The sequence below is a fragment of the bacterium genome (genome assembly GCA_026129405.1).
In the GTDB taxonomy this organism is placed as follows: domain Bacteria; phylum Desulfobacterota; class Binatia; order DP-6; family DP-6; genus JAHCID01.
This window is the reverse complement of record JAHCID010000008.1, coordinates 220046-243445: the sequence shown is the minus strand read 5'-3', so window position 1 is coordinate 243445 and position 23400 is coordinate 220046. Positions and strand designations below refer to the sequence as shown.

19 protein-coding genes and 1 pseudogene are annotated in these 23400 nt (G+C 71.8%); 8 read left to right on the top strand and 12 right to left on the bottom strand.

Annotated elements, in window-relative coordinates; translation table 11 throughout:
* The coding region (locus KIT14_22760) for a hypothetical protein (protein ID MCW5893345.1) at positions 1–1557 on the bottom strand (1557 nt) is incomplete at its 3' end.
* Positions 1558–1695: 138 nt separating this feature from the next.
* On the opposite strand from KIT14_22760, the gene KIT14_22755 reads away from it, so the two are divergent.
* Both KIT14_22755 and KIT14_22750 read left to right on the top strand, forming a co-directional pair.
* Complete coding sequence (locus tag KIT14_22755) at positions 1696–3294, top strand: long-chain-fatty-acid--CoA ligase (protein ID MCW5893344.1); 1599 nt, start codon at positions 1696–1698, stop codon at positions 3292–3294.
* Between the two features lie 19 nt (positions 3295–3313).
* Entirely contained in the window at positions 3314–3646 is a 333-nt protein-coding gene (locus KIT14_22750; GenBank protein MCW5893343.1) for a DUF952 domain-containing protein, read from the top strand.
* 23 nt (positions 3647–3669) lie between these two features.
* On the opposite strand, the gene KIT14_22745 is transcribed toward KIT14_22750, so the two are convergent.
* The 8 genes from KIT14_22745 to KIT14_22710 all read right to left on the bottom strand — a co-directional run bounded on the left by KIT14_22745 (position 3670) and on the right by KIT14_22710 (position 14902).
* Positions 3670–4365 (bottom strand): hypothetical protein, encoded by a 696-nt coding sequence (locus KIT14_22745; protein ID MCW5893342.1) that lies wholly within the window; start codon positions 4363–4365, stop codon positions 3670–3672.
* Entirely contained in the window at positions 4362–5510 is a 1149-nt protein-coding gene (locus KIT14_22740) for a hypothetical protein (GenBank protein MCW5893341.1), read from the bottom strand. The genes KIT14_22745 and KIT14_22740 overlap by 4 nt, the downstream gene beginning before the upstream one ends.
* Positions 5507–6190, bottom strand: a complete 684-nt coding sequence (locus tag KIT14_22735; protein ID MCW5893340.1) for a hypothetical protein — start codon at positions 6188–6190, stop codon at positions 5507–5509. Before KIT14_22735 ends, KIT14_22740 begins: the two co-directional genes overlap by 4 nt.
* A 156-nt stretch (positions 6191–6346) precedes the next feature.
* Positions 6347–9541 carry a CHRD domain-containing protein gene (locus KIT14_22730; GenBank protein MCW5893339.1) on the bottom strand — a complete coding sequence of 1065 codons (3195 nt, stop codon included), beginning with the start codon at positions 9539–9541 and terminating at the stop codon, positions 6347–6349.
* 23 nt (positions 9542–9564) lie between these two features.
* A complete protein-coding gene (locus KIT14_22725; protein MCW5893338.1) occupies positions 9565–13026 on the bottom strand; it encodes a hypothetical protein in 3462 nt (1153 codons plus the stop codon).
* A gap of 217 nt (positions 13027–13243) precedes the next feature.
* Entirely contained in the window at positions 13244–13585 is a 342-nt protein-coding gene (locus tag KIT14_22720; protein MCW5893337.1) for a hypothetical protein, read from the bottom strand.
* A 163-nt stretch (positions 13586–13748) separates the two neighbouring features.
* On the bottom strand, positions 13749–14474 hold the full coding sequence (locus tag KIT14_22715; GenBank protein ID MCW5893336.1) for a Crp/Fnr family transcriptional regulator: 726 nt from the start codon (positions 14472–14474) through the stop codon (positions 13749–13751).
* Positions 14471–14902 carry a hypothetical protein gene (locus KIT14_22710; protein MCW5893335.1) on the bottom strand — a complete coding sequence of 144 codons (432 nt, stop codon included), beginning with the start codon at positions 14900–14902 and terminating at the stop codon, positions 14471–14473. Before KIT14_22710 ends, KIT14_22715 begins: the two co-directional genes overlap by 4 nt.
* Positions 14903–15123: 221 nt before the next feature.
* On the opposite strand from KIT14_22710, the gene KIT14_22705 reads away from it, so the two are divergent.
* From KIT14_22705 to KIT14_22685, 5 genes are all read left to right on the top strand, one after another.
* Positions 15124–15693 (top strand): PadR family transcriptional regulator, encoded by a 570-nt coding sequence (locus KIT14_22705; protein ID MCW5893334.1) that lies wholly within the window; start codon positions 15124–15126, stop codon positions 15691–15693.
* Positions 15690–16430 (top strand): ABC transporter ATP-binding protein, encoded by a 741-nt coding sequence (locus tag KIT14_22700; GenBank protein MCW5893333.1) that lies wholly within the window; start codon positions 15690–15692, stop codon positions 16428–16430. Before KIT14_22705 ends, KIT14_22700 begins: the two co-directional genes overlap by 4 nt.
* Positions 16427–18991: an ABC transporter permease gene (locus tag KIT14_22695; GenBank protein ID MCW5893332.1), complete on the top strand. Its 2565-nt coding sequence runs from the start codon at positions 16427–16429 to the stop codon at positions 18989–18991. The genes KIT14_22700 and KIT14_22695 overlap by 4 nt, the downstream gene beginning before the upstream one ends.
* A gap of 201 nt (positions 18992–19192) precedes the next feature.
* Positions 19193–19765 carry a RedB protein gene (locus KIT14_22690; protein MCW5893331.1) on the top strand — a complete coding sequence of 191 codons (573 nt, stop codon included), beginning with the start codon at positions 19193–19195 and terminating at the stop codon, positions 19763–19765.
* A gap of 192 nt (positions 19766–19957) precedes the next feature.
* Positions 19958–21292, top strand: coding sequence for a response regulator (locus KIT14_22685; protein MCW5893330.1), 1335 nt, complete (start codon positions 19958–19960; stop codon positions 21290–21292).
* Positions 21293–21522: 230 nt separating this feature from the next.
* Here KIT14_22685 and KIT14_22680 read toward each other — a convergent pair whose 3' ends face one another.
* A complete protein-coding gene (locus tag KIT14_22680; protein MCW5893329.1) occupies positions 21523–21762 on the bottom strand; it encodes a hypothetical protein in 240 nt (79 codons plus the stop codon).
* A gap of 122 nt (positions 21763–21884) precedes the next feature.
* Between KIT14_22680 and KIT14_22675 the strand changes: the two genes are divergently transcribed.
* Complete coding sequence (locus KIT14_22675; protein ID MCW5893328.1) at positions 21885–22106, top strand: hypothetical protein; 222 nt, start codon at positions 21885–21887, stop codon at positions 22104–22106.
* Between the two features lie 2 nt (positions 22107–22108).
* Here KIT14_22675 and KIT14_22670 read toward each other — a convergent pair whose 3' ends face one another.
* Positions 22109–22330, bottom strand: coding sequence for a hypothetical protein (locus KIT14_22670; protein ID MCW5893327.1), 222 nt, complete (start codon positions 22328–22330; stop codon positions 22109–22111).
* 776 nt (positions 22331–23106) lie between these two features.
* Positions 23107–23331, bottom strand: a pseudogene (locus KIT14_22665) (hypothetical protein).
* Positions 23332–23400: the final 69 nt, after the last annotated feature.

The following is a 23400-nucleotide window of genomic DNA, read 5'->3' as shown; positions in this document are numbered from 1 at the left end:
CCCCTCGCGGTCCATGGCGGCGCCGAGCGCGTCGAGCCGGCACGACACCGCGTCGAGCCCGCCCAGGGCGGCGTGCAGACAGCGTCCGTCGCTGCTGCAGGCGTCGAGGGTGCAGGCGTCGGCGTCGTCGCAGGCGTCCGGCGCCGCGGGGTCACAGACCTCCCCGGACGGCGGGGTCGTCGTGGTGGTCGACGCGGACACGGCGGTCGTCGTGGTGGTCGCGAGGGGGATCGAGCCCGGCGTCGTCGTGCTGGTCGCGACGCTCGTCGACGTCGTCGTGGATGCGCCGTCGACGACGGTCGTCGTCGTGACCGGCGTCGGGAGCGTCACGCTGGTCGCGGTCGTGCTCGTGACCGACGTCGGCGGCACGCCGGCGACCGTCGTCGTCGTGACGGACGGCGCTCCCAGGTCGACGATCACGTGGACGGCCCCGGCATCGTTGGCCCCCGCGTCGTCATGCCAGGCGCCCACGGCCAGAACCATCCCCTCGCTCGCCAGCGCCGCGCCGAACTGGTCGTCGGGCGCCGGCGTGGGGTTGGCGATCGAGCCGAGCGGCACGCCGTCACCCGTGAACAGATGGACGACGCCGCTGCCCTCGTGCGGCGCGCCGACGACGATGTCGGTGCCGCGCAGCGCCACCGCGGTGCCGAACCGTCCGCCGGCGACCGGCTGCGGGCTCGTGAGCCGCAGGCGGAACGCCAGCGTGGCGGCGTCGTACACGTAGACCGTGCCGGCGTCCGAGACGTTCTCGGCCTCGTCGAGCGGCGCGCCGACGACGATCAGACCGGCGCCGACCGCGAGCGCCCGCCCGAAGTCGTCGCCGAGCGCCGGCGGGGTCGGCCGCAGCGTACCGATCCAGGTGCCGGTCGCGAGCGCGAACACGTGCGCGGCGCCGCCGTTCGGCGCGACCGTCGCGTCGCCCGGCGCGCCGACGACGGCGACGCTGCCGTCGGTCGCCACGGAGGCGCCCACCAGCGCGTACGCGGCGGGCGTCGGTGCCAGCAGCGTCAGCCGTGGCGCCGTACCGGCACCGACCACGTAGGCGGCGCCGCCGTCCGCGATGCCCGCGCCGTCGAGTCGCGCGCCGATGACGAGGTCGCCGCCCGCGCCGGCCACGGCGCCGCCGAAGCCGTCGTCGAGCGCCGGCTCGGGATTCGGCACGGTGCGGAGATGGGTGCCCCCGGCGAGCGCGAAGACGTGGACCGCGCCCGCGTGCGGCGCACCGCTGTCCTCGTGGGGCGCGCCCGCGACGACGTCGGCGCCGACCGCCGCGACCGCGGAGCCGAGCCGCGCATCGGCGATCGGCGCCGGCGCGACGAGCGCGTGCAGCAGCGCGCCGCTGCCGGCGTCGAAGACGTAGACGGCGCCGGCGTCGGCCGCGCCGGGCTGATCCCGTCGCGGCGCACCCACCACCAGCCGGCCGCCGCGGAGCGCCACGGACGCGCCGAAGAAGTCGCCCGCCGCCGGGTACGGATGCGGCACGGTGCGGACCTCGAACGGCGCGGCGCCCGCCGCGGCGGCGACGCACAGCAGCCCGAGCGCGAGCCCGCGCGTCAAAGGGCTGACCCTCCGTCAGCCGGCCGTCCGGCGCCTGCCGCCCGACGGGCTCCGCCGCCCCTCCGCATCCCCGTGAAAGCAACGCGCGTGCCCGGGTTCGGTTCCCCGTCGCGGAGCGCGCTGCTAGGGTCCGCCGCCATGCAGGTGAACCGCACCGAGCTGACGCCCCTGCTCTTCCTCGAGCGCGCCGCCTACGTGCACCGCGACCGCATCGCCGCCGTCTACGGCGCGCGCCGCTTCACCTGGAGCGAGATGGCCGAGCGGGTGCGCCGCCTGGCGGCGGCGCTCGAGCGCGCCGGCATCCGGCGCGGCGATCGCGTCGCGATCCTCGCGCCGAACGTGCCCGCGATCCTGGAGGCGCACTTCGGCGTCGCGCTCGCCGGCGGCGTGCTGGTCGCGATCAACACGCGGCTCGCGCCGGCCGAGGTCGCCTACATCCTCGCGCACTCCGGCGCCCGTCTTCTCCTCGTCGACGCCGAGCTCGCGGCGGCGCTCGGCAGCGTGCCCGCGTCGGTCGAGCGCGTGGTCACGATCGACGATCCCGAGCAGGCGCCCGGCATCGCACGCAGCTTCGACGGTCCCGAGTACGAAGCGTTCCTCGACGGACCGCCGAGCGACGCCGCCTGGCGCGTGCCCGACGAGGAATCGATGTACGCCATCAACTACACGTCGGGCACGACGGGCCGCCCGAAAGGCGTCATGTACACGCACCGCGGCGCATACCTGAACGCGCTCGCCGAGATCGTCTGCCACCGGCTCGACACCGGCTCGGCCTTTCTCTGGACGCTGCCGATGTTCCACTGCAACGGCTGGTGCTTCCCGTGGGCCGTGACCGCGGCGGGGGCGCGCCACGTGCTGCTGCGCAAGGTCGACCCGCCCGTCGTGTGGCGGCTCGTCGCCGAGGAGGGCGTCACGCACTTCAACGGCGCGCCGACCGTCCTCATCATGCTGATCAACGACGCGAGCGCCCCCGCCGGGCGACTCGCCCGCCCGCTGCGCATCGCCACGGGCGGCGCACCGCCGTCACCGACGCTCCTCGGCCAGTGGGAGGCGATCGGCGCCGAGCTGACGCACCTCTACGGGCTGACGGAGACCTACGGCCCGCACACGACCTGCGACTGGCACCCCGAGTGGAACGCGCTCGCCCCCGAGCGACGCGCCGTGCTGCGCGCCCGCCAGGGGGTCGCGCATCAGGTGGCGTGCGAGCTGCGCGTCGTCGACGCCGAGATGCGCGACGTGCCCGCCGACGCGGCGACGCTCGGCGAGGTCGTCATGCGCGGCAACAACGTCATGGCCGGCTACTTCGACGATCCCGACGCGACGGCGACGGCGTTCCGCGGCGGCTGGTTCCACTCCGGCGACGTCGCCGTCGTGCACCCCGACGGCTACATCGAGCTGCACGACCGCGCCAAGGACATCATCATCTCCGGCGGCGAGAACATCTCGACCATCGAAGTCGAGCAGACGATCGCGTCGCACCCCGACGTCCTCGAGGTGGCGGTGATCGCCGTCCCCGACGAGAAATGGGGCGAGGTGCCGAAGGCGTTCGTGGTGCCGAAGGACGGCCGCACGCCCACCGCCGACGCCATCGTCGCGCACTGCCGCGCGCGGCTCGCGAAGTTCAAGTGTCCGAAGCAGGTCGCGTTCGGCCCGCTCCCCAAGACCAGCACGGGCAAGGTGCAGAAGTTCGTGCTGCGCGAGCAGGAGTGGAAGGGGCGCGACAAGCGCATCCACTGACGCCGTGACCATCTACCACATGGCCCACCGCGCCGACTGGCTCGCCGCGCAGGACGGCGGGCAGTACGGCGGCAGCCCGGACGACCGGCGCGACGGCTTCATCCACTTCTCCACCGCCGCCCAGGTCGCGCGCTCCGCGCACAAGCACCGCGCCGGACAGCCGGATCTGCTGCTCCTGCACGTCGACCCCGCGCAGCTCGGCGCGGCCCTGCGATGGGAGGCGTCGGGCAGCGGCGAGACGTTCCCGCACCTCTACGCGACGCTCCCCGTCGACGTCGTCGCGCGTGTCGACCCGCTGCCGCTCGGCCCGGATGGGCTGCACGTCTTCCCGCGGCTCGCCACCGGCGTCTGACGACGCCCGCAGCGAGGGGACGCCTACGGGTGCAAGCACCCGCAGGCGCCGGCGGTGGCGCCGCAGAACTCCCAGAGCCCCGGGCAGAGTCCGTCGCCGCACATGCCCGAGGACATGTTGCCGCACTGCGACGCCGGCGGAGCGCAGCCGCAGGACTGGGTCGTGACGCCGAGGCAGACGTTCCCGTCGGGACACAGTCCCTGACAGATGCCGTTGGCGTTGGACTGACACGGGTCCTGGTCGGTCACCTGGCGCCACGCCGGCGTACAGAGAAACGCCGTCTGGCGCCTGACCTTTATGGTGCGCGTCCCGAACTGGTCGACGACGGGATAGCTCACGTCGCGCCCGCCGGGACACTTCAGCTTGTAGCAGAGACGATCGCCGGGATCCGGCCCCGCGGCCAGCCAGCTCGCGGCGGTGTACGGCGCTCGCGTCTGCCTGGCGTTCGCGACTTCGACGTCGATGCAGAAGTACTTCGCGGGCAGCACGATCTGACAGCCCGCGCTGTAGACCCCGCCGGTCACGCGATCGCCCGGCATCGGCGCGAACCGATCGAGCTCTTTCGGGTTGACGTCCATGGTGTACCCGACCCGTGGAACCACCGGATCGCCGATCTTGAAGCAGGTCATGTGATCGAAGACGGGTTGGGCAATCGCGAGTCGTGCGCTTCCGAGCAGCAGCGGCGCTGCGAGCATGAAGGCCAGACGCATCACGGTCATGAAGAGCTCCCTTCCATTGCCGGCATCCTGCCGGCGTGCGCACCGTCCAACTCGAGAACGGCCTGGAGGACCTCGAGGCGAGTGTTCGCGCTCGCGGCCAGGGCGGCGAGCTGATCGGCCAGCGGCGCCTGCAGGCGTCCCGCATGCGTCGCGGACTCGATCAGGGCGCGCACGCGGGCGAAGCGCCGCGCCGCCCGCCGCAGCAACTTGTCGCCGCGCGTGGGCGCCTTTCTGGCTCGCTCGACGAGGTGCACGACGCCCGGCATCCATCGCTGGATCCGACGCAGCGTCCGCCGTGCAGGCCGGAGCTGGGCGTCGGGCTCCCGCACCCGCAGGCGCAACACCTGCAGGCGGCAGAGCACGGCGCCGAACGCCTGCCGCTCGAGGTGTTCGCAGCCGGCGACGGTGCAGACGTCGTCGGTGCACGGATCGCCGTCGTCGCACGCGTCCGGCGCACAGTCGGGTACGGTCGAGGTCGTACTGCCGGTCGGCAACGACGAGGTCGTGGTGGTCGTCGTCGACATCTCGGTCGCGGAGGTCGACGAGGTCGTCGATCCGGGCCCACCGTCGGAGGTCGTGGTGGTGGTCGAGGTCGTGGTGGTGGTCGCGGTGCTGCTGGTCGTCGTCGGGGGCGGCAGGGGATCGGCGATCGCCGTCTCGTACTGAACGGAGGTCGTGTAGAAGTCCGACGTCGTCTCGAGCCGCCAATAGACGTGGCGCTCGTCGGTCGTACCGTCGGGCAGCGAGAGCAGCCAGATCGCATCCACCGGCCACCCCGTGCTCTTGATGGTCACCGACTGACCGGGAGCCTCCAGCAGCGCGCTTCCGATCCTGAGCTTCGCCCCGCCGTGCACGCCGGTGACGACGATGCGCACCGTGGTGTTGGCTCGCAATGGATGGATCGGGACGCTCGCGTCCGCGGCCGCGAGCACGAACCCCGGTGCGTTCGCCGAGTAGAGCGTCGTGGGGCCGACGTCGCCGAGCCGCCGCACCTGCACCGGTTCGGGGCCGACGCGCGCCACCAGGACACCCGGCTGCGCGCGGGTCGGCGCGGCGACGGAGCCACCGATCTCGATCATGGCCGCCGTCGCGGTCGGCGCGTGCAGCGCGAGCAAGCCGAAGACGACCCAGCGCAGCGGGATCATTCCGCCTCCGCGTCGCTGCTCGCGGGCGCCGGCAACGCCGCCAGCGCGGCGGCCGCTCGCTGCCGCAGCTCGGCGTTCGCCGTCCGCGCGAGCACCCGGCGGACGATCTCGGCCGCAGGGTCGCCGAGCAGCCCCTCGGCCAGCGCGGCGAGCGATGCTCCATCCAGGTCGCGCAGCGTTCCCAGCGCCAGCTCCCGCAGATGCGGATCGCGCTCGATCGCGGCCAGGCCCGCGTCCACCGCCTCGGCTCGCACCTCGGGATCGCGCTCACGCGTGGCGACGCCGGCGAGCTGCGAGAACGTCGCCTGGTCGGCCCGCAGGGTCATGGCCAGCCGTCCATGCACCGGCACGGCCGGATACCGGTTCAACGCCTGGCTGAGCGCGGCCGTCGAGGGCGCCACGTGGACACGCGGCGGCGGCGGAACGGCGACGGCGACCGTCGTGGGGGCCGCGGGCGGCTCGCCGACCAGCCGGATCGTCCGCAGCGCGTTGCCCTGGTAGATCAGCGTGAAGCTCTCGCCACCCATCACCCGTTCGAACACCTCCTGCAGCGGCACCGCGTCGAACGCCGCCGTCACCGAGCGGGGGGACGCCACGCCGCCGCGGACCTCGGCGCCGACGGCACCGGCGATCGCCGCCACGACCTGCGCGAGCGACGCCTCCTCGAACCGGGCCGTCAACCGATCGTCCTCGACCGCCACGGCGAACGGCGGCTCGCCGCAACGAGCCGCCGTCCCGCCCGGCCCGCACAGCACTGCGAGAGCCAGGAGCAGGTGCCGCCCGACGGCGGCGGCACCCCGACGATCTTCATCCCTCGGGCGCACGGCGCACGCGCCTCAATCCGTCATCTTCCGCACATTCCCCGCGTCGAGACCCGGCGCGGCGTTGAGGGCGGTGTCGGCGTTGACGAAGCTGCCGGGGCCGTCCTCGGTGGTCCACTCCTCGCAGCTGAAGGGAACGCCGGTGGCGTTGAACTCGAACAGGCTGCCGCCCTGGGCGGGACGAACGACCCGCGCCGTGGCGTTCCCGGTCGTCCATATCTGCGTGGACGATGCGGTCGGATACGTGGCCGTCAGGCAGTTGAGGTTGATGTTCCCCGTCGTCTGGCGAACGTTGAACGACATCAGGAGATCGCCCGGACCGCCCGTGCCGATGCCCGAGAGCACGACGGCAGGTCCATCCGCTCCGCCTCCGCTGGTCGGCCGGCCGCCGGTGTTGCTGTCGCGCGTATTGCTCATGTCGACCGCGTGGCCCCCGCAGCAGTAGAGCTTCCCGGTGCTGTTGGTCGTGAAGCGGAAGCACTGGGTCTGGTTGTTGAGGGGAATCTTGATCTCCACGATGGTGTCGGCCGCGAGGGAGATCGGCACGACGCCGTCCTGATCCGGTGTCCCCGCGACCAGCGTCATCGGCCCGCCCGGCATGCTCATGGTTCCGACCGGCGTTCCCGGACCGATGATCGAGTTGAAGAACCCGCTGGTGGCGGGCGTGAGGCTGAACGTGCGTCCGCCGAGCGGCGTGACGCTGCCGGCGAAGCTGCACTCCTCGACCCGGCACTGCTCGTCGCAGCCGTCACCCGGCGTGGTCCCGCCGTCGTCGCAGCTCTCGCCGTTGACGGCGTCGATGACGCCGTTGCCGCAGGTCTCGTTCGAACGGCAGTCGGCGCTGCAACCGTCACCGCCGAGCGGCGGCGCGAAGCCGATCTGCCCCCGCAGCTCGCCGCCCGGATTCGTCAGGGTGTGGACGTTGACGTAGTACTGGCCGCGCTTCATCAGGTTGACCTCGGCCAGCGACAGCGGCGGCGTGGTACCGACCCAGGTCGTCGGTCCGCCGTTCAGCGTGAAGACGATGGGTCCGGCGACGCCGGCCGCGCCCTGATGGATGTGGGCCGCGGTCCCGCCCGTCAGGGCGTTCGTCGTCACGTTGTAGAAGAGCGAGTTGTCCGGGTTGAGGACGAGGATCGCCGAGCCGGTCGCCGAGGTCGTCACCGGCGGCGTCTCGGCGCCGCCGGAGAGCGTCGCGACGTAGTCGAACCCGCCGTCGTCGCAGACCTCCCCGCGGATCGTGTCGACCACGCCGTTGCCGCAGGTCTCGTTCGAGCGGCAGTCCGCGCTGCACCCGTCCCCGGCCGACGTGTTGCCTCCGTCGCAGACCTCGTTCGGGTCGATCTTGCCGTCGCCGCAGACGAAGGGCTCGAGGTGACAGGTCGAGTCACAGCCGTCGTTGTTGGCCGTGTTGCCGTCGTCGCACTCCTCCGTTCCCTCTTTCTTGCCGTCACCGCACACGATCTTGGTGCAATCCGGGTTGCACAGCGGATCGTTGCGGAAGAGTGCGTCGCAGCCCTCGCCGGCGTCGACGAAGCCGTCACCGCAGGTGGGGAGCAGGCACGGGAACTTCGTCGTCCCGGGCAGGCCGTCGATCTGGACCGTGGCCAACACCTCGGCCGCACGCGGCTCGAGCTTTCGGATCAGGGCCTCGGTGGTGCAGTCGAGGCTGTGCCCGAGACAGCCGACGAGCGCGTCGACGCTGCTCAGGGGACGGCCGATGGCGGCACACAGGCTGCCCAGATTCTCGAAGCCCAGACCGCGTGCCAGGGCCGGGATGCTCGCCGCATCGAGGCCGTCACAGGCCTTGTGCGTCTTGGCCGCGCGCGCGGCCTCCCCCTTGGCGATGACCGCGGAAGCGCCGTCGCACGCCTTCTGCGCCTTGCTCTCGCAGGCGGCGAGCTTCACGCCGTCGAGACCGTCGGTCTCGGAGAGGGCGCGACACGTGACCCAGGCGTCGGCACATCGCTGCAACGCCTTCTGCTTGTTGACGACGTACTTGGCGCCCTCCTTGTCGAGGGCCCGCTGGCAGGCGGTGACCGCGGTCCGGTCATGCCCCGCGGCGTCTCCCGGCACGAACGGGTGCGGCAGACATCCGTTCGGATGCACGAACTGCCCGTAGCCGTTCGCGGCGAGCACCTCGCTGGCGCGCGGCCGGAGGCGCGCGACGATCTGCTCGGTCGAGCAGGCGAGCAGCCGCTGCACGCACGCCAGCGTGCCCTCCTTGGTGGTCGTGTTGATGCCGAGCGAGTCGCAATGCGCCTTGTTGCTGCCGAAATTGAGCCCGAGCACCGGCGCCAGCAGGTTCGGCTGTCCCACCAGGAAGCAGCCGCGGGCGACGTTCTTCGCCAGGGTGGCCTCGTAGACGTCCATGCGTCCGAGCTCGCGGTCGCACGAGCTCTTCGCGCGCTCGATGCAGCCGGCTTGCGGCACGCCGGTCTCGGCCGCGAGCTGACACGCGACCAACACGTCCACGCACCGCGCCAGCGCCACCTCCTTCGCCTTCAGGAACACCGCCCCCTTCTGCTGGATCGCCTTCTGGCACCCGAGCAGCGCCCGCCCGGCGATCGGCGGCGTCGGCGGCGGCTCGATGAAGCCGGTGATGCGATTGTGCTGCAGGACCGAGCCGACCACGGGCGCGTTGGTCAGCTGGATGCCGGCGAGCACCACCCGGCCGGTGGCGAAATCGAGCGGCACACCCTCGGCGATGCTGTTGGGATCGGACAGGTCGATCGAGCGTCCCGTCCCCATCGGCGCGCGGAACTTGATGATCGGCAACGCCCCGAAGACCTCGAAGTCCATCCCGAGGCTCGGGAAGCGGATGTTGCCGTCGCCGTCGATCGTGCCTTCGTAGATCGGAATGCCGCGTGGACAGCCGTCGGGGTTCAGACACGGCTCGGCGAAGCGCACCTCGGCGGGGCCAGCCTGGGTCGAGAACAGGATGCCGCCGGGACCGCCGGGGGGCACGGGGACGTTGTTCTGGTTCACCGGATTGCGCGCGTCGATGACGATCTTCCCGGCGGCGAAGTCGATCGTCACCGGCAGGCGGATCTCGCGCTGCAGACAGTTCGCCGTCGCGCATATGGCGGCGTTGTTCTGGACCGAGAGCGACAGAAGGGAGTTGATGCGAAGGACGTGCTCGCTCGCGCCGGCGGACGCCGCCGCAAGGACCAGTCCGGCCGTGACCATCGCGCGCACGCTGCGGCGCATCCCATTCCTCGTCCGGAGAGTGATCACAGGGGCCTCCGCTCGACGATCTTTGCGAAGGTGCGCGCGCCCCGCGGTGTCTGGAACGCGCGGCTCCGCACGAAGGCGTCGTCACCGATTTCGATCGCAACCTGGATGAAGTTCTTGTCCAGCGTCCCGAGGTCCAGGGCTCTGCCCTTGATCTTGAGCTGCCAGACGCCCTTGCCGAGATGCTTCAGGGTCACCTTCTTGATGCCCTGCGCGACTCGCATCGATTGGTCGGAGAACGTGAACGCCCCCCCGCCGCCGACGGCGCGGATCGTCCCGGCCGGGATGGTGCGCTCGAAGAGCGGCTCGTCGACGTCCGCGAGCGTGAGCTTGAAGGCCTCGCTCAGGAAGCCGCCGGCGACGTCGAAGCGCGACCCGGGCGGCAGCCGGAACGAGACCTTCAGCTCCAGCTTGTCGTCGGTCGCGACGTCGAGCCTCCCGAACTTCACCGCCACGCTGTCGAGACGCAGATCGGCGGCGAGCCGCGCGGTACCCGGACCGGGATTGTGCGGCGCATTCAGGAACGCGGCCAGCTTGCGCAGCTGCTGCGGCGTCAGGTTCGTGGTCGTGCCGTGCAGGTTGTCGAGATTCTTGCCCGCATACGCCGTGGTGCAGTCGTCGAGCTGGGTACTGCAGGGCAGGATGCCGTGCAGCAGCGTGTCGAAGGCGCCGTCATGGTTGTACGGCCCCGTGTTCCACGCATCGACGATGGTCGGCGTGACGTAGTCCAACAGCGGACCGCGCGTGGCGGGAATCGGCGCCACGCTGTTCTGGAAGATTCCGAATTCGCTCGCGACCTGGAACGGATCCGTCTGGTCGAACGCGTTGAACGTTCCGACGTTGTGGCGAAGGAACGGATTGTTGACGTCGGGTCCGCCGGGAAGCCCCGGCGGATGACTGGCGATCGCCTTCTTGTCCGAGAAATGCTGATTCGTCGGCGACGGGCCGTTGTGGCATTCGAGACAGCGCACGCCCGACGCGGCGAAGATGACGCCGCCTTCCACCGCGTCCGCCGACGGCCCGTTCTCGAGGTTCGGGTTCCGGACGAAGGTCGTGAGGCTGTAGAGGTAGTCGGCCACGTGGTCGAGGCGCGGGCTCAGTCCGCGGTTGCCGGGGCCCAGATCGGGATGCGCTTCCTGCGGCTTGGCGACGTTCGACCGCATGACGAGGGCGCCGATGCACTTCTCGGGCAGGTCCTCGACGCCGTCACAGTCCCCCGCACCCATGAGCGAGCGGAAGGTGAACTCGAAATCCTCGACCTCGTCGCGATCCGCGTTCCAGTGCGCGGTCAGCATCGGGTTGAAGAACGACTGCGGGTTCGTGACGTTCCCCGGGATGTCGGCCGGCGAGCCGGGGCGGCACTTGGCGACGTTGCACGTCTTCGTCTCGCAGAGATTGAAGTTGCAGGTGTTCGCGATCGAGCAGCCGAAGCGGCACTGGTTGTCACGCGTGCACGGCGTCGTGCCGTTCTCACGGCAGAACCCGCCGCAGTCGCCGTCGCGCTGACAGGCGACGGTGGCGTCGTTGGAGCACGTGCCGCCGCAGTCGCGGTCGGCGCGGCAGGTGATGCCCGGCGTGGGACTGCTCGCGCTGCAGGAGCCGCACTGGATGTCGAGCTCACAGACGACGCTCGGGTCGTTCGAGCAGGTGCCGACGCCGTGGTTGGCGCACTGCGAATCCGTGGTGCACGACTGCCCGGGGGGATCGCTGCACATGCCCGGCGCGAAGCTGGCGCGGCCGCGCAGCTCCATCGTGTTGCGGACCGACGCACCGAACTGGGAGAAGTCCCAGCTACGCCCGTCGAAGCCGCCGTCCGGGTGACAGCTGGCGCAGGCCACGTACGAGGCGTCGTGTGAGGTGCTGGTCACGTGCCCCACGGGCTCGAGGACATCGGGATCGTCGCGGTTGTAGCGCGGCGCCGCCTGCCCCAGGCCGATCCCGTTCGGAACGCTCGAGTCGCGGGCGGCGGTGTGGAAGAGGATCTTGCCGTCGAGAAGCGGCGCCGGGAGCGGGTCGGGAGCATCGATCGACGGCACGACGGCATGGAGCCGCGGCGCGCAGCCGGCGCAGCTCGCGGAGGTCTGACACGCCGCCCCGTTCGGGCAGAAGAGCTGATCCGCCTTCACGACGCTGACGTTGCGCGAGAGGAAGTTCGCGACGAACACCTTGGACCCGTCCGGCGAGATCGCGACGCCGTGCGGCACCGTGCCGATCGCGTCCGGCACCGGGCGCATCCGGCCGGTGGCGACCGTGTACTCGAGGCCGGTGTTGATGACGCCGCCGCCGACCAGCTGCGGATCGACGCCGATCGGAACGATCTGCCCCTGCGGCGGGAGAATGAACGGGGCTTCCGACGCCGTCAGGAACGCGCCGCCCCGGCACGGCTGATCGGGCTGCGCCCCGCCCGGGCCGAAGCGCGAGCCGGCGGCGAAGGCCGTCGTCATGTTGCCGTCCTGCCCGCGTGCGGTGTTGAGCACGTGGTAGCTGTTGAAGAACTGGTCCACGACGTAGGCGGTGACGCCGTCGGGGCTGAACACGATGTCCGTCGGCTGATTCGCCTCGTCGATGTCGATCTTGCCGACCTGCTGGCCGGTGCCGAGATCGATCTTGGCGATTCCGGAGCGGGTGATGTCGTGGAACGACGGCTTGTAGAGGTTGCGGGCGATGGCCTGGAACGTGGCCGTGCAGGTGCCGCCGGGACAGTCGCCGTCGCGAAGACAGCGCGTATCGTGGTTCACGCCTCCCGAGCAGAGCATGGGGTCCGGGCGACCGCCGAACCGCGGGTCGTTGCGGAACAGACCCTTCGTCAGATTGTTCTGCAGCACGGCGCCCACCCACAGCTGGCCCCGGACGTTCGCGGGCGCGGTGGACGGAACGATGTTGAGGCCGGCGATGACGTTGTAGACCCCCTTGCCCGAGTTGATCGTCTCGCAGGTGGTCATGTCGGGAGGGATCGCGATGACGCGCGATATCTCGTTGGTCTCGGTGTCGATCTCGGTGACGTGAGCGTCGGCGCCGGGAAGCCGCGTCAGAAAATGCGCCACGTAGAGGCGCTTCTTGTCCTCGGTCAACGCCATCGAGCGCGGGTCAGGCCAGTCCAGCGGGATGGTCGCGACGATCTCGCTCAAAGCGGCATCGAGCACGAGCACGCTCTGGCGGCGTTCGCACGACACGTAGACCACCGGACCGTTCGGGCCGGCCTCGTTGAAGAGGACGCCGTACGGCGCGCAGCCGAACGGCGTCGTGAGCTTGCTCAACACCGCGCCGGACGCGGGGTCGAGCTTCATCACGGTCTCGGGATCCGGTTTCGGCGTCAGATCCTGGGAGCCCTGGTTGGCCACGTAGATCGCACCGCCGGCGACCGAGATCGTGCGCGGGTAGTCTCCGACGCGATACTCGCCGACCAGCGTGTGGGTCGCGGCGTCGATCCGACCGACGGAATCGGAATCTGGATTGACCACCCACACGCTCCCGCCGTCCGCCGTGACTTGGATCGGCGACGTGTGCCGTGGAGGTTCAGCATGAGCATGCCCGACCGATAGGTAGAGGATCACCGGCCAAACTACCGCGACTCCCCAAAAACGACGTGCAACCATATCCCCCTCGCTTGCACGAACTCGTATGTGACCACGGACACCGATCGTCGCGCGGACTGGAACCACATTGCGTCGCGGACTGTCAACGAGATTTCGTCGTGCTGTGATCTTGCTCCTCGTTCATCGCATCCCACTCTCTCCAGCTTCTGATCGAAGACTCATCGCACGCGAATTCGATTGCGATGACACCTCGTTCGCGATCGAAACGTTGCGCGGTTTTCACCACCGACGATGACGCGTCGCGAGAGTTGCCGGCGCGAGTCGACGCGCTGCGCAGCGCGCGCTCGGCGGCGTCGACACGTCGTCGATGCGCAGGTTCGATCACGACGACACCTGCGTCGATCGCTTGGCGCCGCGCGCTCGCGTCGCGCGGCAAGCGAACCGGTTCGCCGAACTCGTGCCGGCGCGCGCACGCCGCCCGCACGCGTCGGCACGCGACGTGTCGCCGACGTGGTCGCGACGTACGCGCCGTCGCGCACGCGCGGCGTTGCCGGATCGCGCGCGGCGAGCCGCCGGGCGCGAGCGGCCCGGCGCCCGGCACGGGCTACCGCCGCGGCGAGGTCACGCGGCGGGCGCGGCCCGGGGGATCAGGCCGCGCCCGCCGCCTGGTCGCCGTGCGGTCCGCACACCACCACCGCACGGGCATCGTCACGGATGATGCGTCCGTCGTGCTCGAGCGACGCGAGCCCACGCGTCACGTTGGCTCGCGTCGCCACCACCAGCGCGGCCAGGTCCGCATGCGTGAGCGGCAGGTCGATGCGCGTGCCGCGCGGCTCGAGCCGACCGAAGTCGGCCGCGAGCGTGCCGAGGACGTGGTAGAGGCGCTCGCGCAGCGGCAGCGCCAGGAGCAGACAGCGATCGAGCAGCAGCCGCCGCACCCGCGCCTGCGAGTAGGCGAGCAGGCGGACGACGTTCTCGGGCGGCAGCGCCATGACGATGGTCCGCCACAGCTCCGGGCCGGTCCGGGCGACGACGGCCGGTACGTGCGCCCGCGCTACGAAGCGGCAGCCGCCGGCGCGATCGTCGAGCCAACTGCCGCCGAACCAGCGTCCGGGCGGTACGATCTCCGCCGCGACGCTGGCGCCCCCCGGCACCAGACAGACGATCTGGACGGCGCCGCTGACGACGAAGTGCACGGTCCCCGCCCCCGCCGCGCCGCTCGCCACGAGATCGCCGCGCCGCCAGTGGCCGATCTGCCCGTGCTGCACCATCGTGTCGACGGCGGCGGTCGTGAGCCCGGCGTCGCGCGCGGTCTGGCGCAGCCACGCGCGATACGTGACCTGGACGGCGGACAGCCCGTCCGCCCCGATCATCGCGTCACCTCGGGCCGGCCCACGACCATCGCCGCGCCGTGCGCCGCGAGCCGGCGGCGCAGGCGGATCGGATCGATGTCGAGCGCGTCGCAGACGTTCAGGAACGAGAACGGCCACGCATGGTCGTCGTCCAGGATCCAGCTGCGGGTGTCCCAGAACAGCCGCCCGCTCGTGGTTCGGCGCGGGCCGGCCGTGAGGATGGTGAGCGCGTCCTCGAGGACGGCGAGCATCAGGCGTTGCTCCGGCGGGACGCCGCGCAGTGCGGTCGGTGCACACGAGCGCGGTGCGCGCACCTCGTCCGGATCGGACGATGCCGCGGCGGACGACGCCGGACGCGGCGCCGGCCAGGGGACGATCCGCCGCCGCCCGCGTCCCGCGCCCATCACGCGGTGGAACAGCCCCGAGACATCCACGCCCCCGTACAGCATGGCGGCACCTCCTGGTTGGGTCGTTCTGCGCGGCCGATACGCCCGGAGGACGCCGGCGGCAATACCCTCCATGCACTGAAGCAGGTATGGATTCAAGGAAGCTAGTAGCTACCGTAGGGCGGATCGTCCGGCGGTCGGAGCCCGACGGTGCGCGATCGTGCGCGGCTGCGCGCAACCTTGACCCCGAGGGAACCCGCGTTTTACTCTCGCGCGACGGGCGGATGTTCTACCACTTGATCCTGGGCCTCCTGCGCGACGGAAAGGCACGCCACGGCTACGAGCTGGTCTCGGAGTACCGTGCTCGGTCGGGGGCCCAGACCAACCCGGGCAACTTCTACCGCGAGCTCGGTAAGCTGGTGGACGCCGGTCTCCTCGAGCAGGGGGTCAACCCGCCCGACGCCGACGCGCGCCGCATCCCGTACGTCATCACCACGCCCGGCCGCGACGAGTTCGACCACTGGCTGGCCCAGCCGGACACCACCGAGCAGGAGCTCGATTCGTGGCTCCTGTTCGCGCACCTCCTGGGTCCGGAGCAACGCGATCGCCTCCTCGACCGGCGGCAGGAAGAGCTGTGGCTCCTCGGCAAGACGCTCACCCGCGCCCGCGAGGACTCGCTCGCCGACTCGCGCAAGAACGGCGACCCCGACGGCCATCGCGCAGCCGCGGCGCTGCTGCTCCGTCGCATCAAGCAGGTGACGGCCGAGCTGGAGTTCCTGGACGAGTACCGCCGCGACCTCGCCGAGCGGCCGCCGCCGGCGACGCCGAAGGGCGGTGCGGGGAGGAAGCGATGAGCGACCTGATCGTGGCTCGCGGCGTCCGCAAGCGCTACGGCAGCGGACGTCAGGCCTTCACGGCCCTCGACGGTCTCGACCTCACGATCGCCCGCGGCGAGTTCGTCTCCCTCATGGGTCCGAGCGGCTCGGGAAAGACGACGCTCCTCAACCTGCTCGCCGGGCTCGACACCCCGGACGCGGGCCAGGTCGTCCTCGACGGCCGCGACCTCGCCACCCTCTCCGACGCCGAGCTGTCCGACCTGCGCCTGCACCGCGTCGGCTTCATCTTCCAGGGCTTCAACCTGATCCCGGCCCTCTCGGTCGAGGAGAACGTATGCTGGCCGCTCGAGTTCGCCGGCCACTCGCGTGCCGAGGTGAAGCGGCGCGCCGCCGAGGCGCTCGAGCGCTGCGAGGTGAGCGGCCGCGAGCGCCGCTATCCGGCCGAGCTGTCGGGCGGCGAGCAGCAGCGCGTGGCGATCGCGCGCGCCATCGCCCCCGGCCCCGCCCTGCTCCTCGCCGACGAGCCGACCGGCAACCTCGACTCGCACACGGGCCGCGTCATCCTCGACCTGCTGCGTGCGCTCAACGAGGCGGACCAGGTGACCGTGGTCATGGTGACGCACAACGTCTTCGCCGCCACCTACGGCGACCGCACGCTCGAGCTGCGCGACGGCCGCATCCTGCGCGACGTGCGTACCCCGCCGCGCGACCGGATCACACCGGCCGCCGGCGACGACGAGGCGTCGGAGTCGTGATCGCCCTCCTGTCGTTCCGGCGCGCCTGGCTGCACGTGCGGGCCGGGCTCGGGCGGATGGTGCTGTCGATCCTCGCCGTCGCGCTCGGGGTCGCGCTGGTCGTCGCCACGCGGCTCATGAACCTCGCCGTCCTCGACGCCTTCCTCGACACCGTCGACGGCATGGCCGGCCGCGCCGCGCTCACCATTCGCGCCGGCGAGAACCTCACCTTCGACGAAGACACCGTGAAGACGGTGGAAGCGATCCCCGGCGTCACGCTCGCCGTCCCCCTGGTGCGCTCGATCGCCTTCCCCGACGACGGCACCGGCGAGATCCTCACCGTGCACGGCGTCGACCTCACCAACGACGCCGCGGTGCGCGTCTACCATCGCGGCGACAACGCCGACGTCGTCGACGACCTCCTCGTCTTCATCTCGCAGAAGGACTCGATCATCCTCGGCCGCCAGTTCGCCGAGCGCCGCGGGCTCCAGGCCGGAAGCCGCCTCGACCTGGTCACGCCCACGGGCGTCATGCCGTTCGTCGTCCGCGGGCTGCTCGACGCGCAGGGGCTGGCGGCGACGCTCGGCGGACGTCTCGTCGTGATGGACATCCAGGCGGCCCAGGCGGCGTTCACCGAGCCGGGCCAGGTGACGCAGATCGACCTCCTCGTGCAGCCGGGCCATGAGGAGGCGGTGAAGGCCGCGGTGGCGGCGGCGCTGCCGCCCGGGCTCACGGTGGAGGAGCCGGCGATCCGCAAGGCGGTGATCCGCAAGACGGTCGCCGGCTTCCAGGCGATGCTGACGGCGTTCGCCCTGCTCGCCGTCGTGGCCGGCTTCGTCATCTGCTACAGCCGTCTCGGCGCGATCTTCGAGGCCCGCACCTGGGAGGTCGGGCTCCTGCGCGCCGTCGGGCTGCGGCGTTGGGTGGTCGCGAGTGAGCTCCTGAAGGAGAGCCTCATCCTGGGGCTCCTCGGCACGGCCGTGGGCGTGCCGCTCGGGCTCGCGATCGGCAAGTTCGGCTTTCCGTTGACGGCGAAGCTCGCCGCGCTCCAGTACCGCCTGCCCGTGCCGATCACGCCGCCGGCGATGTACCCGTCGGCCGTCCTGGTCGGCCTCGCCGTCGGCCTCGGTGCGGCGCTGCTGGCCGCACTCGGGCCGGCGCTGCGGCTCGCGAGCAAGCAGCCGGTCGCCGCGCTGACGCTGCGCGGGCGCGACGTCCCGACCGCGCTGCGCCCGCCGCGGCTCGTCCTCTGGCTCGGGATGATCGGGCTCGCCGCCGGCCTGATCCTCTTCCAGCGCCGAACCGAGCAGGCCGAGCTGGGCAACGTGACGACCGCGCTCCTCGCCATCCTCGGCTGCGCCGGCGCGTGGCCGCTCGTGCGCGGCAGCAGCGGCGTCGTGTCGAGCCTCTGGCAGCGGCTGTTCGGGCCGACGGGCCGCCTCGCGGCCGGCCACCTGCGCGAGCAGTCGCGCCGCGCCGCGCTGACGGTGGCGACGCTCGGCGTCGGCCTCGGCGCGATCCTCATGTTCGGCATCGTCGCGTGGAGCTTCGAGCGCACGCTCGAGGCGCAGCTGACGTCGATGTTCAAGGCGGACCTCTACGTCACGTCGGCGTTCGAGAGCGAAGGCTGGATGAGCGCGCCGCTCTCCGAGGGGCTCCTCGCCGACCTCACCGATCTGCCCGGCGTCGAGCTGGTCTCCGGCGAGCAGCGCCAGACGATCGGCTACCGCGGCGGCATGCCCGTGCTGGTCGCGCACGACCCGTCGAGCTTCGTGAACCCGAAGGTCTGCCATTGGCGCCTCGAGGACGGCGCCCTCGCCGGCGCGCTCGACCGCGTCGCCGAGGGCAAGGCGTTGCTCGTGTCGAGCACCTTCGCGCAGCAGTTCAAGACGGCGGTCGGCGACGCGCTGGAGCTGCCCTCCCCGCACGGCCTCCAGAGACTGCCGGTCCTCGGCATCACCGCCACCGAGCCGACGGTCGCCGTCATCATGAGCCGCGAGCTCTTCAAACGCGCCTGGAACGACCCGCAGGTGCGGTGGGCGCGCATCGTCGTCCAGCCCGGCGCCGACCGCGACGGCGTCGCCGCCGAGATCGCCCGCCGCATCGGGCCCGAGTACCGCCTCCAGGTGCGCACGCTGGCCCAGCTCGTCGGCCACTTCACCGGCCAGGTGCGCCAGGCCTTCAGCTTCCTCTACCTGATGGAGGCGGTGACCCTGCTGCTCGTCCTGATCGGCCTGGGCGACACGCTCGCCAGCGGCGTCCTCGAGCGCACGCGCGAGTTCGGGATGATGCGCGCGGTGGGCCTCAGGCGCTCGCGCCTGTTCGCGATGGTCGTGCTGGAGGGGCTGGCGATCGGCCTGCTCGGGCTGCTGCTCGCCGTCGCGGCGGGGATGGCGCTCGGCATCTTCTGGGTGGAGATCCAGTTCCCGGCCTTGCTCGGATGGGACCTTGACCTGCACTTCCCGACCGCGTTCGCGTCGATGGCAGCGGGGCTGACGGTGCTGCTCTGCCTCACCGGGGCGCTGCTGCCGGCCTGGCGCGCGGCGCGGCTGTCGGTACCGGCGGCCCTGCGCAACGAGTGACCGCGGCGTCATCGAACGCACCGCCGCCGTACGATCTCGAACGGCGCGCGGACGCCGGCGTCTCGCGGCCCGTCCGATCGCGCCACGCCGGCGCGTCCCGACGCCGCCGGCACGGGGGCCTGGCTGAGGACAGCCCGGATCATGCGCGGCGCGTGGGGCACGCTTGTTGCTGTCCGCGCTCCACGTGCTTCGCGATTCGCCATGGCGTCGCGCCGCGCAGGCGCTGGGCTGGACCGTCGCCGGCGCGATCTGGCTCGCCGCCGTCGCCTGGGGCACCACGTCCGTCTCTGGGAGCACGCGTTCGTCCCCGGTGCGCCGGCGACGGCGCCCGCCGCCTGGCCGGCCGCATCGCGCCTGACGCGCGATCCGGCCCGCGCCACGCTGGTCCTGCTCGCGCATCCGGGGTGCCCATGTACGCGCACCACGCTCGACGAGCTCGAGGATCTCCTGGCGCGTCTCCCGCGCCCGCCGCACGCGTTCGTAGTCGCGCTCGCGGCGGCGACGCCGCCCGACGGCTGGACGTCGGACGCGCTGCGCGCCCGCGCCGCCACGATCCCGGGCGTCACGGTCGTGCAGGACGTCGACGGCGCCGAGGCGCGGCGCTTCGGCGCGCAGACGTCCGGGCAGGTGCTCGTGTACGACGCAGCCGGCGCGCTGCGCTTCTGCGGCGGCCTCACCCCCGCGCGCGGCCATGCGAGCGACCGTCCCGCCCGCGCGACGCTGGCCGCGCGGCTCGCGTCGCCGACGGCGACGCCGCTGCACGCGCCCGTCTGATGAACGGCATCATCGGCACGACCGAGCTGCTGCTCGACATGGAGCTCGCCGACGGAGCAACGCGACTGCGCGCGCACGATCGCGAGCAGCGCCGACGCGCTGCTCACCGTCATCAACGACATCCTCGACTTCTCGAAGATCGAGGCCGGCAAGATCGCGCTCGAGACCGTCGACTTCGACCTCCGCACCGTCATGGAGGAGGTAGCCGGCCTGCTCGGCGCCGGCGCCGCGCGCAAGGGACTGGAGCTCGCCTGCGACCTTCCCGCGGGGACGTCCATCCACCTGCGCGGCGATCCGGGACGCCTGCGGCAGATTCTCACCAACCTCGGCGGCAACGCGGTCAAGTTCACGCACGAAGGCGAGGTCGTGCTGGCGGCCGAGGTGCTCGAGGAGACGCGGGAGGCGCTGCGCCTGCGGCTCTCGGTGCGCGACACCGGCATCGGCATCCCGCCCGACCGCCAGGCGATGATCTTCGAGAGCTTCACGCAAGCCGACGGCAGCATGACCCGCCGCTACGGCGGCACCGGCCTCGGCCTCATGATCAGCCGTCAGCTCGCCGAGCTGATGGGCGGCACGATGGACGTCACCAGCACGCCCGGCGCCGGCAGCACCTTCCACGTCGAGCTGACGCTCGCGAAAAAGCCGCAGCCGGCGATCGCGCCGCCGCCGCCGGCCGTGGCGCTCGCGGGCCTGCGCGTCCTCGTGGTCGACGACAACGAGACCAACCGCCGTGTGCTCCAGGGCCACTGCCGCGCCTGGGGCGCCCAGGTCGACGCCGTCGACTCGGGCAGCGCCGCGCTGCAGGCGCTGCGCGAGGCCGCCGAGCCCTATGGGCTCGTCCTCCTCGACATGCAGATGCCCGACATCGACGGCGAGCAGACCATGCGCGCGATCCGCTGCGACCCACGCTTCGCCGACCTGCCCGTCGTGCTGCTGGCGTCGATGGGCCAGTGTCTCTCCGCCGAGGCGCGCGCGATGGGCTTCGCCGCGGCGCTGACGAAGCCCGTCCGCCAGCCGCACCTCCTGAAGGCGCTGACGGCCGTCGTCGCGCGGCCCGAGCCGGCGCCGCGCCCGGCCGCCCCGAGCGCCGCCGCCGCGGACGCGGCGACGCCGCTCGGCCTCCGCGTCCTCCTCGCGGAGGACAATCCCGTGAACCAGCAGGTCGCGCTGGCGATGCTGCGGCGCTGGGGCTGCCGCGTCGACGCCGTCGGCAACGGCCGCGAGGCCGTCGAGGCCCTCGGCCGGGCGCCGTACGACGTCGTCCTGATGGACGTGCAGATGCCCGAGGTGGACGGCCTCTCGGCCACCGCCGCGATCCGCGTCCGCGAGCACGCCGGCGGCGGCCACGTCCCGATCGTCGCGCTCACCGCCCACGCGATGCCGGAGGACCGCGAGCGCTGCCTCGGCGCGGGCATGGACCACTACGTCGCCAAGCCGACCAAGTGGAGCGAGCTGCTGGCGATCCTCGTGCCGCTGGCGGCGGCGCGCCGGGACGACGGCTCCGGGCTCGCGGCCGCAGCGTCCTGATCCGCGCCCGGCGCGCGCACTATATGCCCCGCGCATAACAAAATATCCGCCGCCCCCGCCGCAACGTTGACGCAGATATGACTTCCGTGGGAATGCCGAGCATCCCGGCCGAATGCAGAGAGGGGGGCATGCATGGCGACCGATGCGGTGCAGTACGCGGTCCTTGGCCTGATCTCGGCGCGCAGCGACGGCATCCACGGGTATCAGCTGAAGTCCGAGTTCGACGCCCTCTACGGCGAGTTCTGGGAAGCGCCGCGCTTCCCCCTTTTGGGCGTCGGCGCGCCGCCCTGAACCACTCGCATCCCGGCGAGCTGCCGGCCGGGAATGCCGGTCAAGTCCTCGACGAGGAAGACCGCTTCGGGATCCGCGATCCGCCCAGCGCGCCGCCAGCGGTGCCAGGTGGCCTCGCTGATCCCCGTCTTCACGATCGCCTGCGTGATGCCGCCCATCGTCCGGATGGCGAGCGCCACCGCGTTCGGTGATCCAACCTCGTTCATGAATTCGAGGTAGCAGAGCCGACTTGCGATAGCAATTGCACGTCATCGACTGTCACTCTTGACACCCTGCCGTCGCGTGTGTAGTTGTGGCGACCGTGGCGAGCAGCAAGCAGCGTGGCGACGAGGATCCGGAGCGCACGGTGAGCGCGAACTACCGCGTGCCGAGCGGTTTCAACGGACGGCTCCGCAAGCTGCGCGGGCACCTGATGGCCGCCAGCGGCGAAGACGTGCCGGTCGGCACGTTGCTCGACGAACTCGTCCGGGCGCGGCTGGCGCTCTACGAGGTCATCGCCGACGGGAAGGCGGGCGGCCGGTGACGCTACTGCTGCAGCTCGGTCGCGTCTTCCTCGACCCCAACGACGCGGCCGTCGGCGGTCCGAACGCCGCCCGCGAAGACCACCCGGCCCTTCCCGCGGTAACGGTAGACCAGTCGCCACATGTCGGGCCCCGGGTAGAAGGCCGCGGCGGCGAGCTTCCAGTCCGTGTCGGTGTCGACCTGGTCGGGCTGGCCGAGCAGCGCCTGCACGCCGGCCTGGTTCATTCCCTGCTGAACGCGGAGAGCGGCGCCGGGTCGGTGCCCTGCATGTAGGCAGCCGGGATCGGCGTGACGGGCGGGACGCCGCAGCCGACCAGCACGAGCAGCAGAAAGACCGCGCGCATTCAGCCCCGCTCGTCCGGGTCGTCCTCGACGCCGATCACCTCGGGCAGCGTGAAGGGGGCCTGGCTCTTCACGGTGATCCGACCGCGGCCGCGGTAGCGCCACACGGCGCCGGTGTTGTTCATCGGCATCTGGACGGCGGACGGCGGGCCCATGATCCGCTCGACGTCGCGCGTGGTCATGCCGCGCTGCACCTGATCGATCGGGTTGTTGTTGGCATAGACCGCGCGCTCGCGGTCGGCGAGGGGCGGCCCGGGGACGTAGCGCGGGAAGCACCCCGCGAGGAGCAGTACCGCAAGAACGACGACGCCTGCAGCACGGTTCGCGCGTCGGAACGCCCAGATGAAGTATCCGGCGCCCAGAAGGACGCCGCCCACACGAAGCGTGGGAACGGCGAAGTATATCGAGTAGCCGATCCGCACGAGGACGGTGTTCGCGGACGCCGTGAGCCACCTCGCGCTCTCGCCGACCGCCATGAACACCGCGACGATCATCGCCGCGAGCAGCCAGTGGCCGAGCGCTGGGGCGCGCCAGTCGCCCGCCAGGAGGTGCCGCTCCCAGCGCGTGATGCGCTGATCGAGGCGGTTCAGTCCGGGGCTGCCGTCGCTTGGGGCGTGCTCACCCCCGCCGACCAGCCGCTCGACCGCGGTCGGTCCACCCCGCCACTGCGCGGCCTCGAGCGCTGCGATCAGGTGGACAACCCATCCGAGCGTGCCGAGGGTGCCTACCCACACGACCGCAGCCGCAAGGAATGCGACGAACCCGGCGAGGAATCGTCCCTGCGCCAGCTGCCCAAGTCCGGGCAGCAGAAAGCTCGCAATCGCGGCGAGGACGTTTCCGGCAGTGCCGCGCTTCGCGAAGCCGGGGCCCGCGACTCGGCGCATCGGTCGGCCGCACTTCACGCACGCGGCCGCGAGATCCGAGACCTCCGTCCTGCAGTCCGGGCAGGCCAC

What these genes read in the sequence shown, in the direction of transcription:
- KIT14_22685 (MCW5893330.1), top strand. Translation starts at nt 19,958, where the DNA reads ATGGAGGAGGTAGCCGGCCTGCTCGGCGCCGGCGCCGCGCGCAAGGGA.
- KIT14_22745 (MCW5893342.1), bottom strand. Translation starts at nt 4,365, where the DNA reads ATGACCGTGATGCGTCTGGCCTTCATGCTCGCAGCGCCGCTGCTGCTC.
- KIT14_22715 (MCW5893336.1), bottom strand. Translation starts at nt 14,474, where the DNA reads ATGATCGGGGCGGACGGGCTGTCCGCCGTCCAGGTCACGTATCGCGCG.
- KIT14_22710 (MCW5893335.1), bottom strand. Translation starts at nt 14,902, where the DNA reads ATGCTGTACGGGGGCGTGGATGTCTCGGGGCTGTTCCACCGCGTGATG.
- KIT14_22730 (MCW5893339.1), bottom strand. Translation starts at nt 9,541, where the DNA reads ATGCGCCGCAGCGTGCGCGCGATGGTCACGGCCGGACTGGTCCTTGCG.
- KIT14_22700 (MCW5893333.1), top strand. Translation starts at nt 15,690, where the DNA reads ATGAGCGACCTGATCGTGGCTCGCGGCGTCCGCAAGCGCTACGGCAGC.
- KIT14_22705 (MCW5893334.1), top strand. Translation starts at nt 15,124, where the DNA reads ATGTTCTACCACTTGATCCTGGGCCTCCTGCGCGACGGAAAGGCACGC.
- KIT14_22740 (MCW5893341.1), bottom strand. Translation starts at nt 5,510, where the DNA reads ATGATCCCGCTGCGCTGGGTCGTCTTCGGCTTGCTCGCGCTGCACGCG.
- KIT14_22755 (MCW5893344.1), top strand. Translation starts at nt 1,696, where the DNA reads ATGCAGGTGAACCGCACCGAGCTGACGCCCCTGCTCTTCCTCGAGCGC.
- KIT14_22670 (MCW5893327.1), bottom strand. Translation starts at nt 22,330, where the DNA reads ATGAACCAGGCCGGCGTGCAGGCGCTGCTCGGCCAGCCCGACCAGGTC.
- KIT14_22750 (MCW5893343.1), top strand. Translation starts at nt 3,314, where the DNA reads ATGGCCCACCGCGCCGACTGGCTCGCCGCGCAGGACGGCGGGCAGTAC.
- KIT14_22690 (MCW5893331.1), top strand. Translation starts at nt 19,193, where the DNA reads ATGGCGTCGCGCCGCGCAGGCGCTGGGCTGGACCGTCGCCGGCGCGAT.